Source organism: Paenibacillus tyrphae (assembly GCF_024158745.1).
GTDB lineage: Bacteria > Bacillota > Bacilli > Paenibacillales > NBRC-103111 > Paenibacillus_G > Paenibacillus_G tyrfis_A.
This window is the reverse complement of record NZ_JAMZAW010000033.1, coordinates 26,949-43,395: the sequence shown is the minus strand read 5'-3', so window position 1 is coordinate 43,395 and position 16,447 is coordinate 26,949. Positions and strand designations below refer to the sequence as shown.

The 16,447-nt window shown below is 53.3% G+C and carries 15 protein-coding genes; 2 read left to right on the top strand and 13 right to left on the bottom strand.

The features are described from left to right. Nucleotide 1: 1 nt before the first annotated feature. Together NI000_RS32605 and NI000_RS32600 are read right to left on the bottom strand one after the other, a co-directional pair. Nucleotides 2-682, bottom strand: coding sequence for an energy-coupling factor transporter transmembrane component T family protein (locus NI000_RS32605; RefSeq protein WP_253415492.1), 681 nt, complete (start codon nt 680-682; stop codon nt 2-4). 17 nt (nt 683-699) lie between these two features. After that, complete coding sequence (locus NI000_RS32600) at nt 700-1,329, bottom strand: MptD family putative ECF transporter S component (protein ID WP_253415491.1); 630 nt, start codon at nt 1,327-1,329, stop codon at nt 700-702. 431 nt (nt 1,330-1,760) lie between these two features. On the opposite strand from NI000_RS32600, the gene NI000_RS32595 reads away from it, so the two are divergent. Beyond that, nucleotides 1,761-2,054 (top strand): RNA polymerase alpha subunit C-terminal domain-containing protein, encoded by a 294-nt coding sequence (locus NI000_RS32595; RefSeq protein WP_253415490.1) that lies wholly within the window; start codon nt 1,761-1,763, stop codon nt 2,052-2,054. Nucleotides 2,055-2,108: 54 nt separating this feature from the next. Here the strand turns inward: NI000_RS32595 and NI000_RS32590 are convergent, their stop codons facing one another. The 5 genes from NI000_RS32590 to NI000_RS32570 form a co-directional block, all read right to left on the bottom strand. After that, nucleotides 2,109-3,119 (bottom strand): helix-turn-helix transcriptional regulator, encoded by a 1,011-nt coding sequence (locus NI000_RS32590; protein WP_253415489.1) that lies wholly within the window; start codon nt 3,117-3,119, stop codon nt 2,109-2,111. 165 nt (nt 3,120-3,284) lie between these two features. Next, nucleotides 3,285-5,333, bottom strand: coding sequence for a molybdopterin-containing oxidoreductase family protein (locus NI000_RS32585; protein WP_253415488.1), 2,049 nt, complete (start codon nt 5,331-5,333; stop codon nt 3,285-3,287). Nucleotides 5,334-5,420: 87 nt separating this feature from the next. Continuing rightward, nucleotides 5,421-6,407 carry a zinc-dependent alcohol dehydrogenase family protein gene (locus NI000_RS32580; RefSeq protein WP_253415487.1) on the bottom strand — a complete coding sequence of 329 codons (987 nt, stop codon included), beginning with the start codon at nt 6,405-6,407 and terminating at the stop codon, nt 5,421-5,423. 257 nt (nt 6,408-6,664) lie between these two features. Continuing rightward, complete coding sequence (locus NI000_RS32575) at nt 6,665-6,952, bottom strand: hypothetical protein (protein WP_253415486.1); 288 nt, start codon at nt 6,950-6,952, stop codon at nt 6,665-6,667. 428 nt (nt 6,953-7,380) lie between these two features. Beyond that, nucleotides 7,381-8,238, bottom strand: coding sequence for a phosphotransferase (locus NI000_RS32570; protein WP_253415485.1), 858 nt, complete (start codon nt 8,236-8,238; stop codon nt 7,381-7,383). A gap of 164 nt (nt 8,239-8,402) precedes the next feature. Between NI000_RS32570 and NI000_RS32565 the strand changes: the two genes are divergently transcribed. Continuing rightward, nucleotides 8,403-8,816: a VOC family protein gene (locus tag NI000_RS32565; RefSeq protein WP_253415484.1), complete on the top strand. Its 414-nt coding sequence runs from the start codon at nt 8,403-8,405 to the stop codon at nt 8,814-8,816. 87 nt (nt 8,817-8,903) lie between these two features. Here NI000_RS32565 and NI000_RS36865 read toward each other — a convergent pair whose 3' ends face one another. The 6 genes from NI000_RS36865 to NI000_RS32530 form a co-directional block, all read right to left on the bottom strand. Continuing rightward, nucleotides 8,904-11,495, bottom strand: a complete 2,592-nt coding sequence (locus NI000_RS36865; protein ID WP_301292792.1) for a LuxR C-terminal-related transcriptional regulator — start codon at nt 11,493-11,495, stop codon at nt 8,904-8,906. A gap of 81 nt (nt 11,496-11,576) precedes the next feature. Next, nucleotides 11,577-12,557 carry an ABC transporter permease gene (locus NI000_RS32550; protein WP_253415483.1) on the bottom strand — a complete coding sequence of 327 codons (981 nt, stop codon included), beginning with the start codon at nt 12,555-12,557 and terminating at the stop codon, nt 11,577-11,579. After that, nucleotides 12,554-13,300 (bottom strand): ABC transporter permease, encoded by a 747-nt coding sequence (locus NI000_RS32545; RefSeq protein WP_253415482.1) that lies wholly within the window; start codon nt 13,298-13,300, stop codon nt 12,554-12,556. Before NI000_RS32545 ends, NI000_RS32550 begins: the two co-directional genes overlap by 4 nt. Nucleotides 13,301-13,313: 13 nt before the next feature. Next, nucleotides 13,314-14,264: an ABC transporter ATP-binding protein gene (locus tag NI000_RS32540; RefSeq protein WP_253415481.1), complete on the bottom strand. Its 951-nt coding sequence runs from the start codon at nt 14,262-14,264 to the stop codon at nt 13,314-13,316. A gap of 109 nt (nt 14,265-14,373) precedes the next feature. Further along, nucleotides 14,374-15,801 (bottom strand): sensor histidine kinase, encoded by a 1,428-nt coding sequence (locus NI000_RS32535; protein ID WP_253415480.1) that lies wholly within the window; start codon nt 15,799-15,801, stop codon nt 14,374-14,376. Further along, the gene (locus NI000_RS32530; protein WP_253415479.1) at nt 15,794-16,441 is read right to left on the bottom strand and encodes a response regulator transcription factor; all 648 of its coding nucleotides are present in this window, start codon (nt 16,439-16,441) and stop codon (nt 15,794-15,796) included. Before NI000_RS32530 ends, NI000_RS32535 begins: the two co-directional genes overlap by 8 nt. Between the last annotated feature and the right edge of the window lie 6 nt (nt 16,442-16,447).

Genomic DNA, 16,447 nt, shown 5'->3' with positions numbered 1-16,447 from the left:
ACTACACCATCACATAGATTCCAGTTGCCAGTACGACAAACAACAGCATCGCGATCCCGTCTGCCGCCCGAAGTCCTATCGGATGCACGCTGCTTCGGACCACGGTACACTCGATGCCGCGAAGCACGGCCGACGCGGCCAGCTCGGAGGACAGCTTCAGACAGCGCACAACCAGCGGCATCAAAAAACATTCGTAAGCCAGTGCAGGCTTTTGCAGCACGCTGTACCAGCGCTTGAAAATGCCCCTGGCGCGCATACCGCTGCGAATCGCGGCCATCTCCTGCATAATTACCGGAAAAAACCGGGTGAGAATGCAAATGGTAATAATCAGGTTTTTCGGCATGCGCATCCGTTCAAAGGCGCACATGATAGCGCTTGGCGATGATACCAGAAGCGCGGAAGCGATCATCATCAAAGGGATCATCCGACTTAACGTATAAAAAACAATAACGAAAGTTCCGAACACGATGCCGCTTAGAGCAAAAATGGCAACTTTGCAGCAAACAAACAGGAGCCCGTATTGCAAAGCCTTTTTCGGCAGCCCGAGAGCCAGCAAATAGAGCATACCGAGCAGAATGATCGCCATGGTTTGAGCGGAAGAGCCCGCAACCAGGGTCAATAGGCTCATTAACGGCAAAATAAGCAAATGCGTTCGCGGGTCCAGCCTTACCTTGATGCTCAAGTTCGACCCTCCTGCCGCTAGACCAGCTTCGCTTTCTTGACATGCCGGTTCAGGAATTTATTTCCGGAATAGCAGCCAAGCACCGAACCTGCTATGGCGACCGTGACCATCACAGCTATCATGCTGGGAGTTTCGTAGTAATAAAACATCGTATCCATCGCTTCCTGCGAATAGCTCGCCGAATAAATCTCGATCATTTTCTGCTTGAACAAGAACAGGGGAATCACGGCGCACAACGCAAAGCCTGCAAAAAAGATGCTGTACCCGGCGGCATTGCGCTTCCAATCGCGATAGCTGTTCCTGCCGGCCATGACAAGCTCGGCGATGATCCCGAAACCGAGCAAAAAAAGCATATTGATAAGCCCCATCGCCAGAAACAGCAGGACGGAAATGACCGAAGTCCCTATGAAGACCCCGCGTTTGGAGATTTTCCCTGCCATCACCATATAAAGAGGGCCGCATAGCAGAGCCATGATGCCCGGGCCTGCGAGATGGGCAAACGCCGGTGTGAAAAACATCGAAGCGCTCATGGAAACAGCCGTCATGACGACCATAATGACGATGTTAAAAATAACGCAGGTGACGACGTCCTTAATACTCCAACGATGCTGCGCCGCACCTATTTGTTGAACACTTGACTCTTGCATACTTTGTAGTCTCCTCCCGATTGTACGATCAGCTAATTGAGAATCATTCTCTCTTAGCAAAGTATGCTGGAAACCTTGCGGGCTCGGCTAACACTTTTCGGAGCAAAATCAACAGAAAACGGATTTTTTAAAATAGGACAATGCTTCAGAGCTTGTTGAAAAAGTGGATTTTTACAAATAGAGAAACATACGGAGGTGGGGTATCTACTGGAGGAGCGATAGCGCTCGCCTTTGTCTGCCGGAAATATCCGCTACTAACGGCTTCAATCAAAATTTCCCGCTGACCTGGGGTCCCCGCAAAGTAATCGGACTAAGCCTCCCGGATTCAACTTCACTTTGTGGGGGGAGCAGCGACCGGAAGTAGATACCCCACCCCCTCGTACACTATAATTAGAGGAATAATAATTCTTATGAAAAAGGAGTTATGTACCATGGCAGCTTCCAAAAGAACTTTAAGAACTTGCAGCAATGGCCACCAATATTATAAAAGCAGCGATTGTCCTTCCTGCCCGATCTGTGAGCAAGAACGCAAACCCGACAACGGATTTCTTTCGCTACTCTCGGCACCGGCGAGACGAGCACTGAAACATTATGGAATCACTTCCTTGCAACAGCTCTCACAGTATAGCGAAAAAGAGATCTTGCAATTTCACGGGATGGGACCGGCATCTTTGCCCAAACTTAGGACGGCTTTGAAGGAAAATGGGTTATCGTTCAAAGACTAAACGCCAGAATTAAAAAAAACTGCCGGCATTTGCCGACAGTCCCGCTCACCCTATTCAGTTCATGCTGTGCTTAACGACATGACGCAAATAGTCTCCCGGATTCACCCCGAATTTCTTGCGGAACGATAGCGTAAAAAAGCTCAAATTTCCATAGCCGACCTGAAATGCGGCGTCGCTGACCGACATCCCTTGTTCTTCAAACAGGAGGCGGGCTTTCTCCAATCGTTGATCGATCACGTACGCATGCACCGATTGTCCGAACATTTCTTTAAATCCTTTTTTCAGCTTGTATTCATTCAAGCATACCAGCTTCGACAGCTCGTTCAGGGATACGGAAACGGCAAGATTATGATCCAAAATTTCCTTCGCTTTGCCGATGCTGATCATATCCTGCTTGGAAAGATTCGCGGAGCCATGCGTTATCCCGTTTTGCAAGACGGCCTCCCCAACATAAGTCGCCATAAGCTCAAGAATCTTCCCTTCCATATACACATTTCGCAGCGATTTCTCGTACGTGCAGTTCCGGATCTGCTGGAGGATAACCTTGACCGCCGGAGTCATCGGATACTTCCCGAAAATCTCACGGAGGTTTCCCTTCCGGGCATAATCGTCTTCTTTAAAAATGTTTTTCAGGATGGTCTGAAACGTCGCTGGATGCAGTTTCACCCCCATAAACCGGTATTTTTTTCCGGGTTCAATCTCGCATCGTTCCTTGCCTTTGGCATTGCTCAGCAGAAAGCTCTCATCCGTTTCAAAATCAAACCGCTCTTTCTTTCCCTGCACATTCCACTCGGCGCCCTCGCCCAAACAAAAAAACAGATCGACAAAGGCGGCGTTGGACACCGATTCGATCTCCATCTTCCGGTGAAACGTCATTTCGAAATCCGTGATATGCACCCTGTTCACGGAAGAGATTAATCTGGCGTAGCCTTGGCCGGTCCCTTCGGAAAGCACGTATTCGCATTTCCCGGATTCTTCTATGCGCTTAAATCCTTCGCGAATCGAGGATCTCTCAATCACGAAGGCATCCATCTCGTCATGATTTGCCAATCCAGGCTCTGACATTCTTCTATTTCTCCTCCCGCACTTTACAAATCGATCAACTGCAACCGGATAACAAACGCAGCTGCCTTTATTTTAATTGATAATGATTATCATTGTCTATTAGGGCAAAAAAATATCCCCGGATGAAGCGCTATGGCTTCTTCCAGAGATATCTGTGTTTCTCAATTAGCTGGCGCTCTCCAGCTTCTCCACCTGAACCCGTCCCGAGAAAAAGACGGCCCCGCCGCCCATGTCCCCCAGCCGGTCCGGGGTCAGAGCATTCACCAGATGGCTGCTTCCTTCCGCGTCCGCCCATAAGCCCTGGCTGACGACGGTGCCGGGAACGACGTCGTCGCCCACCGACGCGGTTAGCTCGCACGAGCCGCGCGAGTTCCAGACCCGGACACGTTCGCCGTTCCGGATTCCCAAGCTCGCGGCGTCTTCCGCATGCATGTAGAGCTTCGGCTCGCCTTCCAGCCGGACATGCTTTGCATTATGCGAGAACGTCGAGTTTAAGAAATTGTGATTAGGCGCCGGAACAAATTGAAACGGCAGCTCCTCATCCGTCGGTAACGGCGTGTAGGTTGGCAGCGGCGGAAGGCCCTTAAGCTCCATCGCTTTCGAGTAGAGCTCGATCTTTCCGCTCGGCGTAGGCAGCCTGCCCGGAAACAACGGCCGGACGTTCGCTCGGACGTACTGCTCCTCCTGAAGCCGCTCATACGTAATGCCTTCCAAATTCGGATTGGCCGGATTGTTCAGCGCTTGCCGGATCATATCCTCGTCCGAATCGCGCAAAGCGTCGTCTTCGAAGCCCATGCCTTGGGCCAGCAGCCGGAAAACGTCCGGATTGGACTTGCTTTCGCCGTAAGGCTCAATGGCCGGCTGTTGAAGCTGGACGTAATGATGCCAGTAGGAACGGTAAATATCATGATTTTCGAAGGAGGACGTCGCCGGAAGCACCAGATCGGCATACCGCGCGGTCTCCGTAAGAAACAAGTCGTGAACCACCGTGAACAAGTCTTCGCGCATCAGCCCCTGCCGTACTTTGCCGGCAAACGGAGCGACAACCGCAGGGTTCGAATTGTACACGTAAAGTGAGCGGATTGGCGGATCGAGCTCCAGCAGCGCGCTTCCCAACAGATTCATATTGATAAAACGGGCCTGCTGCTTGCGCAATTGCGGACGCTGGAGGGCCGAATTATTGAAATCCAAGTAGCTGCCGTTGCCCTTGATCGCCCCGCCGCCCCGATGCATCCATTGGCCTGTCAGCGCCGGAAGGCAGGCGATCGTTCGAACGCACATCCCTCCGTTGTCATGGTGCTGAATTCCGTTGCCGATCCGAATGAAGGACGGAGTCGTACGGCCGTACAGCCGGGCCAGCTCATAAATGTCTTCTACGGGCACGCCCGTAACGGAGGATACGAATTCCGGGTCATACGATTTCACATGCTCACGGAGCTTTTCGTGTCCGACCGTATACGTTTGTAAGAACGTTTCGTCCGTCATGCCCTCTGCGAACAAAATATGCATTAAACCAAGCGCAAGAGCGCCATCCGTTCCCGGTCGGATCGGAATGAACCAGTCCGCCCATTTGGCCGTCCGGTTGCGGTGAACATCGATCGCGACAATACGCGCGCCGTTCTTGCGCGCCTTCTCCGCAAGCACGATCTGATGCATGTTGGTGCTCACCGCATTAATGCCCCACATCACAATCAGCTTGGCATGGACCGTATCCTCCGGAGACGTTCCGTAGCCGCCGCCCATCGTATAACGGTACCCTTCCGTTCCGGCGGCTTGGCATATCGTGTACTCAAGCCGGCTGGTACCCAAGCGGTGGAAGAAGCGCCGGTCCATGCCTTCCGCTCCGATTCTCCCCATATTTCCGTAAAAGCTGTACGGCAGAATGCTTTCCGCCCCTTCCGTCGCTATAAGTGTCTTCCACTTGGAGACGATCGTCTCGATCGCTTCCTCCCACGAGATACGCTCGAACGCGCCGTCTCCCTTCTTCCCCGTTCGTTTCAGCGGATAGCGAAGACGGGCCGGGTCATACAGCCGCTCGGCCATATGGCGCACTTTGTTGCAGATGGCGCCCTGCGTCATCGGATGCTCGGGATCTCCCTCAACCTTCACGATTCGTCCCGCTTCTTTGTGCAGCAGCAAGCCGCACTGATCGGGACAGTCCAATGAGCAGACGCCCCGCACGATTTCCCTCGTTTTATTCTCCATCGAGTTCATTGCCTTGCTTGCCTCCTTACGAATCAGCTTCTTCCTTAACTTTTTCTCCATTCCGCGTTCATTTCCTGCCACATCGGTACGACCGCTTTATGGGCTCAACAATAGAACTTTCCCGTGGATGCCCGACTCCGCGGCACGGATCGCGCTTATGGCGTCCGTCAATTCAAATTTGGTTCCGATCTTCATCATCTCCAGCTTTTTCTCCCGCACAAGTCCCGAAACTTGCTCAAAAACCGCTTCCCATTCCTCCTGCGACGAATTCCGCACCCATTGACGAAGATAAAACGGCAGGACCTGAACCTGCGTTCCCCGAACCGCTTCATGCCACACGGCCGGAATACCTGAAAGCAGCCCGATGCTTAGAATCGTTCCGTCCGTCTTCACGCAGCGGACCAGCTTATCCCCTTCGGGTCCTCCGATACTGTCGATGGCCGCCGTGGCGCCTTGACCTGCCGTGACTTCTAAAATTCGGTCCCGGACGGAGACTTCCGCCGCGTTAAACACATAGGCTGCCCCAAGACGCTGCAGCTCGGAGGTATGGCGCTCGCTGCGCGTCAGAGCAATCATCCGGTAGCCGAAAATAGGCGATAATTGGGCAAAAATTCTCCCGATAGCGGAACCCGCCGCATTGACAACCAACACATCCCCGTGCGTTAACCGGAGCGCCGAGCGGCAGATCAACCAAGCCGTAACCGGATTAATGTATAGCTGGCAAGCCGTGTCGTCGTCGATGTCTTCCGGTACGGGAACGGCAAATTTGGCGGGGGCTGTCACATAGTCCTGCCACGTGCCGTCGCCTTGCAAAGGCAGTACGCGCATTCCCAACATTTGCTTCGGGACCCCCGGTCCTACGGCTTCCACTACCCCTACCCCTTCGTAACCCGGGACCGCGGGCAGCGCAATCCGGTGAGCATACGCCCCCCGAATCGGGATCACATCTGACGGATTGATGGGTCGTGCCCGCATTTTGACGGAGAGTTCACCAGGTCCCGGCAATAGCGGCGATTTCTTTTCGATTCGCAGCACTTCGCCAGGCTCCCCGAAACGATAATAACGAATAACATTGGCCTCCATAAACGCTACTTCCCCTGTTCTTTAAAATACAACCTGAAACATTTTGATTGTTCTTATTATAATTTCTGAAAACCATAGTTCACAAGGAAAAACCGTATTTCCTCATCGCAGCCTCACCTTAAAAGAAAAAAGGCTATCCGGTAATAATCCGGATAACCTCCAATTACTTATTGAAAAGATGGGGGAACTGCTTGACGATTCCGTCGGTAAACGCGTCGGCCATTTCCAGCGCCTGTTTCTCAATCCGATCGAAGGTCTCAATATCGGATTTGAATTTGTGGGACAACCTGAGAACGGCCTCCTCTTTGGTCATACAGCATCTTCGTCAATACCTGCTTCGGCCAGTTCGGGTTGATACTGCTTAAAAAAGCTGCGATGTCATCTGCATTAGCATACCATCTTTTCTCCGCTTCGGCCGCTGCCCGGCTATTTCCGGCCTTCGCCGCTTTGACAAGCTGTGCTGCAATCACAAGATGATCTCTAAATAAGCTGCTAAACTGTGAGGCTATTTTGTCTCCGTAGTAACGTCTAAACACGGCTGCCATGTCCGGAGGATTTCGGAGGAGACGTTCCGTAACCGGCGCCTGATCCGGCAAGTCCGCAGCGATACTTATAATGAGCATCCTCGTCCAAGCGACGTGTTGTTTCCCAGAGCGTTCGGAACGTCTGGTTTAATTCCGCTTCCGCTTTGCTGATAAACCCGGAATGTTGTAGCGGAACGGGTTCGTTTCTTAAGTACGGCACAGACGTTTGCGCATAAGGAACATAGTTCATCTGCCCTCCGTACGAGCTAAATGGGTACGCTTCCGGATAGACAGCATTCCTTGCATCATACGAAGGCTAATACCATGAATCCGATGGAACCGGACTTGAATAGAACATGCAAGTTTCCTCCCCAGCATAGGTATTCACCTACTACAATGATGTTAGGGAAGGCCTGTTGGTATGGGCGTTTGGCCGACATAAGATTTGATCAAGGAAGAAGAGCTTTCCAGTACTCCCATGCCTTTAAATAATCATCCAAATCTTTCGGATGAACTTTCGCGCTGATTCCGATCCGGCAGTACAGTTGAAAGATCGTTTCTTCGACCAGCCTTGATTTATTAATTGACTTATGATGAAGGAGTTCGAAGGCGGCAAACAAAGTATCCAGGTTCAAATCGTCCGGAGAGGAACAAAAGGCATAAGTAAAGTCATAGGTAACCGGGCCGGCCATGGGAGACGGATCGATGACGCCTGTCAGCTTGAATTTGTGAAACACGAAATTATGGACACCGGTATCCCCGTGCAGTAAATATTTGGTTTCCACTTTCGAAATGCGTTCAATCAACGCTTGAACTTTATCATAATCCTCAGTGGGCAGAAGACGGCCTATATTTTCTCTCGCACCTTCCAAGCTCCGCTCATTGAACTCAAGCCAAGAATCGCGCGGCAGAGCCAGCCTCCCCCATTTTTCCGTTTGGTCGTCGATTTCGTAATGATTGAGCAGGTCTTTGACCAACAGGGTCATCCAATCCAACTTGCAACCCCGTTCATTATGGGTTGTACCGGTCAAGTACGGGTAGATCATGAACGTTTTAGCCGGATCGATGTACAGAAGCTTGGGCAAAAGACGGCTTTCCGGATAAGCTTGAACACATTGTTCAACAAGGCAAATGTTCTGCGGACTATCGAGCTTCAACACATATTTCGGTTCGTCGTTGATTGTAAGCGTGTAGACCCGCCCGTCGGTGGTACCTTTCATCAGATGCGCAGCTTTAACCTCGCTATCCAGTATGCGTTTATTGCGAAGGTCTTCAAGGATGTCGTGAATATCCTGCTTGAATGTCATGTTCGGGTCCCCCTGAAATTTTCCATATGCCGATGGACGACATGAGGAAGTTGTTTAAAATGGCTCCGGTTCGAGGTATACTGGTAGAGGCAAGGCTAGATGACGAAAGTGTGAACATAGCCCGTGCTTGCATACCATCCCATTCGAACGAAGGAGCGAAATTAATGGCTATCAATGCGTATCTGAACTTCAACGGAAATTGTCGTGAAGCGGTCGAATTTTACGCGGAGGCTTTTGGAACGGGAAAACCGCAAATCATGACCTTCAGCGATGCGCCGCCTAACCCGGAGTACCCGCTGCAGGAGGAAGCCAAGCATTTGGTCATGCATGCCCGCATTACCGTTAACGGCAGCGACTTGATGTTTTCCGACGTTTTCCCGGGGATGCCTTTTACCGCCGGAAACAACATCAGCCTTTCCGTAATCAGCAAAAACATCGATGAAATTAAAACGTATTTCAATAAGCTCAAAGAAGGCGGCAAGGTTGGCATGGAACTGCAAGAAACGTTCTGGAGCAAATGCTACGGCCAATTAACCGATAAATTCGGTATCCAGTGGCAGTTCAACCACGAAGAATAGAAGCGGTTCGCCCGTTTGGCCGCACAACGGCCTACAAACAAAGACTCATATCCGGCATGCGCCGGTATGAGTCTTTGATCTTTTCCGCTAATGAAGCCCCAGATGACGAGCTTTCTCCACCGCCTCGATCCGTCCGGATACCCCAAGCTTCGAGTAAATGTTGATGATGTGCGTTTTGACGGTCGCCAGTGAAATACACAGCCGTTCGCCAATCTCTTTGTTCGAAGCTCCCGTTGCCAGCACTTCAAGCACTTCCCGTTCCCTGTCAGTTAAGCCTTGGCCGTCGGAGACCTCGGGTCCCCATAGCGCAAACAAGTCCTGTAAGAAGCGCTTTTCGGTTAGGGAGAGCTCGGACGACTGATCTTGACGCAGCAGCTCGGCATAAGGCCGCATGACAGGCTCTTCCAGCACAAAAAGCGACTTGATCCCATAAGACGAGCCGTAGTGAATCGCCTCCCGGGCCAACTGGAGCTGCTGCCGCTTATCGGCACGTCCTGCCGCGCCCATGACTTCAAGCTTCAGCAGCGCCGCTTCAACAATCGTCCAGTAGTCTGCCTGTTTTCTTGCTCCGGCCAGAACGCCGTCGATCTGCGCCAGCGCCTTCTCCCGCAAGCCGCGATAAGCCAAAACCTTCGCATAGACAAGCTGCTCCTCCGTGCGCAGCGTCCCGGCCTGCCCCCCGCGTTCCGCTTCGTTCTCGAACGTTTCCAGCGCATGCGTCCGAATTTTATCGAGCTTGATCGTGTATTTCAGGATAGCCGGCACATAATGGGCGCTTTCGTAAATGCCCATCGTTTCCAACCTGAGCAGAAGCTGCAGGACCTCCTCCCGGTTGCCGCGCAGCAGTTCGAGCTCCATCCGGTTATAGACGATGGCCATATCCAACGACAAATAATCGATTTTCAGCTCGGCTTCCGCCTGTCTCAGCGATTGCTCCGCTTCGTCCAGCCGCATCGTTTTCAAGTAAATCCCGGCGACGCCGATGAGAGCATTCACTTTCAGCGGCGCTACGATCGCATGTTTTTCCAGCGTCTGGAACGTTTCGCGGTATAGCTGCTCCGCAAAGCCCAGCTCTCCGCATTTTTCTAACAATTGGCATTTGAGTGTAACCGTAAAAAAGTGAATGTACGGATTGTGCGCCTTCCGTTCGAGCCGAATCGCCTGATCGAGACAGGTTAACGCTTCCTTATGCCTGTCGCGGAAGGAGCACATCATGCTCGCCGTCATGTACGCAATAGCCTTGGTGATGTCGCTGACATGCATCCCGTCAATCTCCGCGATCCAGTCCAGCGGGTCCGATCTCGACATCGTGCTGTCATCCTCGATGAACAATCGGGCCATCGATAGGATCGACCAGAGGCGATCCTCCCGGGAAATGCGCTTGATGTGATTCATCATGTCGCGGCAGCAGTCCATCTCCAGATTGCACAAATGGTAAAAGAGCCTCTGGAACAGCAAATCCCGATGCTCCAGCAGCGCATCGATCGGAAGCTCGCGCAAATGTCCCCACACCTGCACGGACGTTTCCAATAAACCGATCATGCGAATCGCTTCGTCCGTTCGGCCGGCAAGCAATGCGTGGCGAATCCCCTCTTCGACATCGCCGATGCCTTCATATACGGCCGACGCCCGGGCATGCCATGCTGCGCTGTTCGAGCCAACCTCCTCCAGCCAAAGCCGCTGCAGAAACTCCCCGAACATATGATGGTACCGGTAAATTCCTTCCTCCTCGTCAATAGGGACGAGAAACAAGTGCCGGTCGGCAAGCTGCCGCAGCATAGCCTTAGAGTCTACCGTTTCCAGCAGCCGGTCGCAGATGTCGGCATTGAAATAACGGAGGTTCGAGGTCTGAAGAAGGAACCGCTTTTCCTGCTCCTTCAGGCCGCTGACGATTTCGTTGGACAAGTAATCGACGACATACTTGTTCACCGCGCGCACTTGACCGACGGCCGCCTGCCGATTCGCGTCCAACGCCAGCGCCGTCAGCTGCAGGCCGCCGATCCAGCCTTCCGTCACGCGATGGAGACGCTCCGCATCCCCTTCGGCTACGGACATTTGCAGGGTGATCTGCAAGAACCGCTTCGTTTCCTCCGGCGAGAACCGCAGCTCCTCTTCTCCGATATCGAGGCATTCTCCCGCCATCCGCAGATCGCCCAAGTACATCCAAGGCGCGCTCCGGCTCAGGAGAACGAGATGAAAGCTCTGCGGTGCGTAACGGAGGAAAAATTGTATGGAAGCAAGAACCGCGGTGCTGTCGATCACTTCAAAATCGTCCAAAACAAGCACCAGCGTTCCTCCGTGGCTCTCCAACTGATTCACAAGCAGCACGAGAAAGCTTTCGATGTCCTGAGCGTGAGGCTTCGAGACGAATAGCGTTAAAAGCGATTCGCCGGCCTCTCCCAGATCCGGCTTGAGTGCCTCCAACACGTAGTACCAGAACTGTTCTACTTCGTTATTATCGGCGTTCAGCGAGATCCAGCGGGCCGGAAGCTCCGGCCGTTTATTTAGAAACGCAGAAAGGAGCGACGTTTTACCGCTCCCGGCCGCTCCTTGAATTAAAGTTACTTTCGCCTCAGTCAAACGCTCCAGCTTGGCGTCCAGCGCTGCGCGCGGCACGAAGTTTCTCCGGGGCGAGGGAGGCCGCAATCGGGCGGTTAGCAGCCTTTGGTTAGGGATCATGGCGCACCACCTGTTCTAACTGGCAATCATGTCGGAGCATCGCCGCTCCGCGAAATTATCATAACATAAATTACCTGCTTGTTAGTAGCATCCTTCGCGAATCCGGCGTCGGACGACCGCGAGTCCGGCCAGAAGCAGAATAAGCGACAAGCCGAGCACGTACCCGAGCTGACCCGCATAAGCGGATATCTCCTCGTGCCGCTCCAGCCCCCCGACCAGCTCAAGGAAGTGTTTTTGCGGAAACAGGCCCGTGATCCAATACATGATCCCGTTTTCCGCCGTTCTGCTGCCGAAGCTCCCCGATAGCAGCGAGGTGAGCAAAATGATCGTCGACGCCAGCGGCATGGCGTTATCCAGCTTTTCGACGCAGGCCAGAAGAAACCAGGCAAAGGCGGTTCCGAGAGCTACCGGGACGGCTAAGAGTCCGGCGTATGCGGCCAGCGTGAACCCGATGTCCACCCCGAACGCAAGCTTGATCACGGCAATCGTCGCATAGGTCGGCACGTACACAAACGAGAAAGTGAAGAGGGCTTGCGCGGCCATATACCGCCCGATCCCGACGGAGGTTACGATCACCCGCTTGAATGTGCCGTTTTCTTTGTCCTCCGTAAACAAATTCATAAACAGCAGCCCTTCCAGCATCAGAAACATCAGAAGGAAACCGGCGATATTCGTACCGACACCCCGCTTCGACGGATCCGGCTGCACTTGCTCGGGATGCCGGAGGGCTTGCAGCACAAGCTGCCGAAATTCCTCGTTTTTGAGCGTCTCGATCCGGTACTGTCCGTTCCCCTCATCGAAGACGATGGCGTCATACTGGCCGCGTACCAAAGCCGACTTGCGGGGAGCCTCCTGCAGCTCGGTCACCTGGAACCCTTGCGGCCGGACAGCTTCCGTCCCGTTCCCGATCCAAGCCAAATGCCCCCGCACCTCGAACTTCGCAGTAAAGTAGACGGCCAGCGACAAAGCCAGCAGCGAGAACGCCAGGACGAGCAGCAGCACGCCTTTGCGGCTCCACATCCGACGCAAGTTGTTCATATAAAGATCGATGAGCGTTCTCATACGTAATCCTCCGTCTTGAATGTCAGTTTGCAGCCAAGCAGCAGCAGCGCGGTTGCACCCAGCATCACCGCGGCGGCAGTCGCAAACAATGCGGGATCATGATCGTAAATGATACGGAATATCGCTTCCGATACCCATTTGACCGGAGAGAAGTAGGACACCTTCGCCACCGTTTCACCAAGTCCGTCCAACTGGAAAAACAAGCCGCCAAGGAAAGCCAGCACATTGTTAACCATACTTAGTAATTTGTTCGATGCCTCTTCGCTTTTAAACAAACAGCACAGCCAAACGCCGAGCGCAGCCGACATGAGCATCAGCAAAAGCAGCAGTACGGCCACATAGCCGATGTTCGAACCTCCCAGATGAACGTCCATTCCCCAGTTCAGCACGGCCAATGTGATGAGCATCGATAAGCCGCAAAACAGAACCGTCGCCGTAATTTTCGAAAGGTAAACGAAGGCAAGCGGGATCGGCGAGTACAAAATTCGCAGATTGCTCGACTTGAGGGTCCGTTCCATAAAGCTGTTCGCGGCCGTCATCGATACGTTCACAGCCGTGTACACCATGATCGTCACGCCGTAATAATCGTAGCCGTTCATGGTTTCGCCGCTGTATGCGCCATTGCTTAAATAACCGAGGACCAGCACAAGCAGCAGCGGAAATACCGTATTGGTCAACAAAAGAACCGGGTTGAGCGCCAGATTGATGAAGTCCCGCTTCAAAATCACGTAAAACGAATACATCTCCCCACCCCTCCTAATCCCGCAGCTTGCGTCCGGTCATCTGAAGGAATACGGACTCCAGGCTCGCCGCCGAGCTCGTCAAGTGTTGGATTTTGATGCCGCTTTGCATCAGATGGACGATAATCTGATCCAGATTGTCGATTCCGCTTACCGTCATGATGCGCAGCAAGTTGTCAACGGCCCGCACCTGCTTCACCCCGCTGATCCCGTACAGTCCGTCCGGATTCAAGCCTTCGGTCCTGTCGACGACAATTTCATACAGCTTCTCGCCGGCCAACCGGTCCTTCAGCTCTTCCTTCGTTCCGGATGCGATGATTTCGCCATGATCGATAATAATAATGCGGGTGGAGATTTCTTCAACCTCTTCCATGTAATGCGTTGTGTATAAAATCGTCGCGCCTTGCTCGCGCAGCTGACGGATCGAGTCCAGAATATGGTTGCGCGATTGCGGATCGATGCCGACCGTCGGCTCGTCCATGACAATCACTTCCGGCTGATGGGCGATCGCACAGGCGATGTTCAGCCGGCGCTTCATCCCGCCGGAGAACGTCTTCGGCTTGTCGTCTTTGCGGTCGGACAAGCCGACGAAAGCAAGCGCTTCTTCTGCCCGCTCCCGCAGCTCCTTTCCCTTCAGCCCGTATAGCGAAGCGAAGAAGCGCACGTTCTGCTCGGCCGAGATTTCCTCGTAAATCGCCAAATCCTGCGGCACGATTCCGATGCTTCGCTTCAAGCCGTTAGCCTCCTGCGCTAACGGTGTTCCGCGAAAACGAATTTCGCCCGCGTCTGCTTGCAGCGCCGCCGAAAGAATGTGGATCGTCGTGCTTTTACCTGCGCCGTTCGGACCGAGAAAACAAAGAATTTCCCCCGGGTACACGGCAAATGATATCCCTTTTAACGCTAGATGCGCCTTGAAGCGCTTGGTTAGACCGTTGACTTCGAGAATCGGTTTCGTGGTTTCCTGCATGTTCCTCACTCCTTGCTTCTATCTTAAGAGGAGCGGGTAAAAAGCAAATCAACCGAACGGTTGATTCGCCCGGTTGATTTGGATTTGTCTTCATTCGTTTTGCTATGATTCATCGTTCCGCCCCGTGAGCTGCGTGCTCCGCCAGCGGTCCGCAGCAGCGGAGCAGCGGCAATGAAAAATCAAATTCGGCGATCCCTTCCCGCACATGGACGCCGAAGGAAGCATGGTGGTTCTGCAAAATGGTTCTGGCAATGGACAGCCCCAGGCCGGTGCCGCTAAACTTCTTGCTCCGGGAGCTTTCCATCACGTAGAACGGCTCCCAGATCGATGCCCACGCGGCTTCATCCGCAATGTCCGTGCCATTCGCAATCCGAAAGGAAACGGAGTCCTCCTTCGTTTCCACCGCAATGGCGACCCGCTCGCCGGTCGTATATTTCATCGCATTGGTCACAAAATTATGCAGCACGGATTCGAGCTTCCGCCGGTCAGCCGATACCCATGCTTCCGTCTGCAGATGGTCGTCGACATCAAGCGTCAGACCCTGCTGCCGGAACGCCGGCCGGTAGGCGTCGAGCGTCTCAACGAGCAGCTGCCGGAAATCGACCGGCTCGAACCGGCACGGTTCGGTCTGCAAGCGGGACAGCTCCAGCAGCCGGTCGACCATAGCAGCCATTTCCTCGCTCTGCTTCCGGATCACATCAGCGTAAGTTCCGTCATCCAAGCCGTCCTTCATCCCGGACGCGTAGACCTGAATTAACGACAACGGCGTTTTCAGCTCATGGGAAATATCGGCAATGAATCTCCGCAGGTTCGCATTTTTCGCCTCCAGCGCCCGGTGCGCGTCCTCCAATTTATCGCTCATCCGGTTGATGCTGTGCGCGAGCGACTCGATTTCGTCGCCCGTCTTGAGGTCCGCCTTCGTAAACGACAGATTCGAAATCGCCTCGGCCGTTTCATTCAGCTGGGCCAGCGGCTTCACGATCCGGGCCGCATATAACGCGCATAGCAGAATCAATAGGATTAACGCTCCGATCCATAAATACGCATTGAACCGGTTAACGATCCCGATCGTATCCGACGAGTGCGAGATGGACTCGCCGACGGCAAACACATTACCGCCAACCGGGAAGAAATTAACCAAATAGCTCGATTTCAGCTTGCTCTGGTTATAAATTTTGTTTACCCTTCCGCCCTCGCGCAGCTTCGCCATGCTCTCCTCGGTCAGCCAAAACTTGCTGAGCGTGATGCCCTTGCGGTTCAACTGTTCCTTAAGCCAGCTGTTCATTCCTTCGGTCGTATCCGACAAGGAAGCATATACGATGGTCACTTGATGCTCCGCTTCCAGATGCTCGATCTGCAGCACCAGCTCGCGATATTCCATCACGGCGAGCTGCGAGCTCAACTCGCCGAGCTTAAGCTTTTTCTGATACAGAAAATAATCCGGCAGGAGGAACGTATTCACAGCCATGGAAAGCGCGCATACGGCGCATATGACCAGCGCGATGCGCAGAATCAGCTTCCTGCTCAATTTACTCATCGGCATGCTCAAGGCAGTAGCCCAGCCCCCGGTATGTCTTGATCCGATGCTCGCCGATCTTTTCGCGGAGTCTGCGGATGTGCGTATCGACCGTGCGCTCTTCGCCGAAATAGTCGAATCCCCACACATGATCCAGCAGCATTTTGCGGGTGACGATCTGTCCTTGATTGGCGAGCAAAAATTTCATCATCTGAAACTCCTTGTTCGTCGCCTGCACATCCTGCCCGCCCCGGTAAATCTTATGACCTTCCAGATCGACAGTCAAATCGCCGATCATGACCTTCGATGTGAGCTGCAGCAGCTTTCGCGCCCGGATGAGCAGGATTCGCGGATCGAACGGCTTGCGCACGTAATCGTCCGCTCCCGACTTCAAAGCGACGAATTCGTCTTCCTGCTCGCCCTTGGCCGTGAGCAGCAGCACCCTCGTTTGGCTATTTTTCTTGATTTCCTTACAGACCTCGACCCCGCTCCGCTTCGGCATCATCCAATCGAGAACCGCCAAATCCACTTTATGGTTATAAAACAGCTCCAGCGCTTCTTCCCCGTCCTGCGCCAGAAGCGTGCCGAACCCTTCCTTCGAGAAATAAGTTTTTAAAATCTGCAGCATCAGCGGCTCATCGTCCGCCAGCAATACGTTCATGTCTTG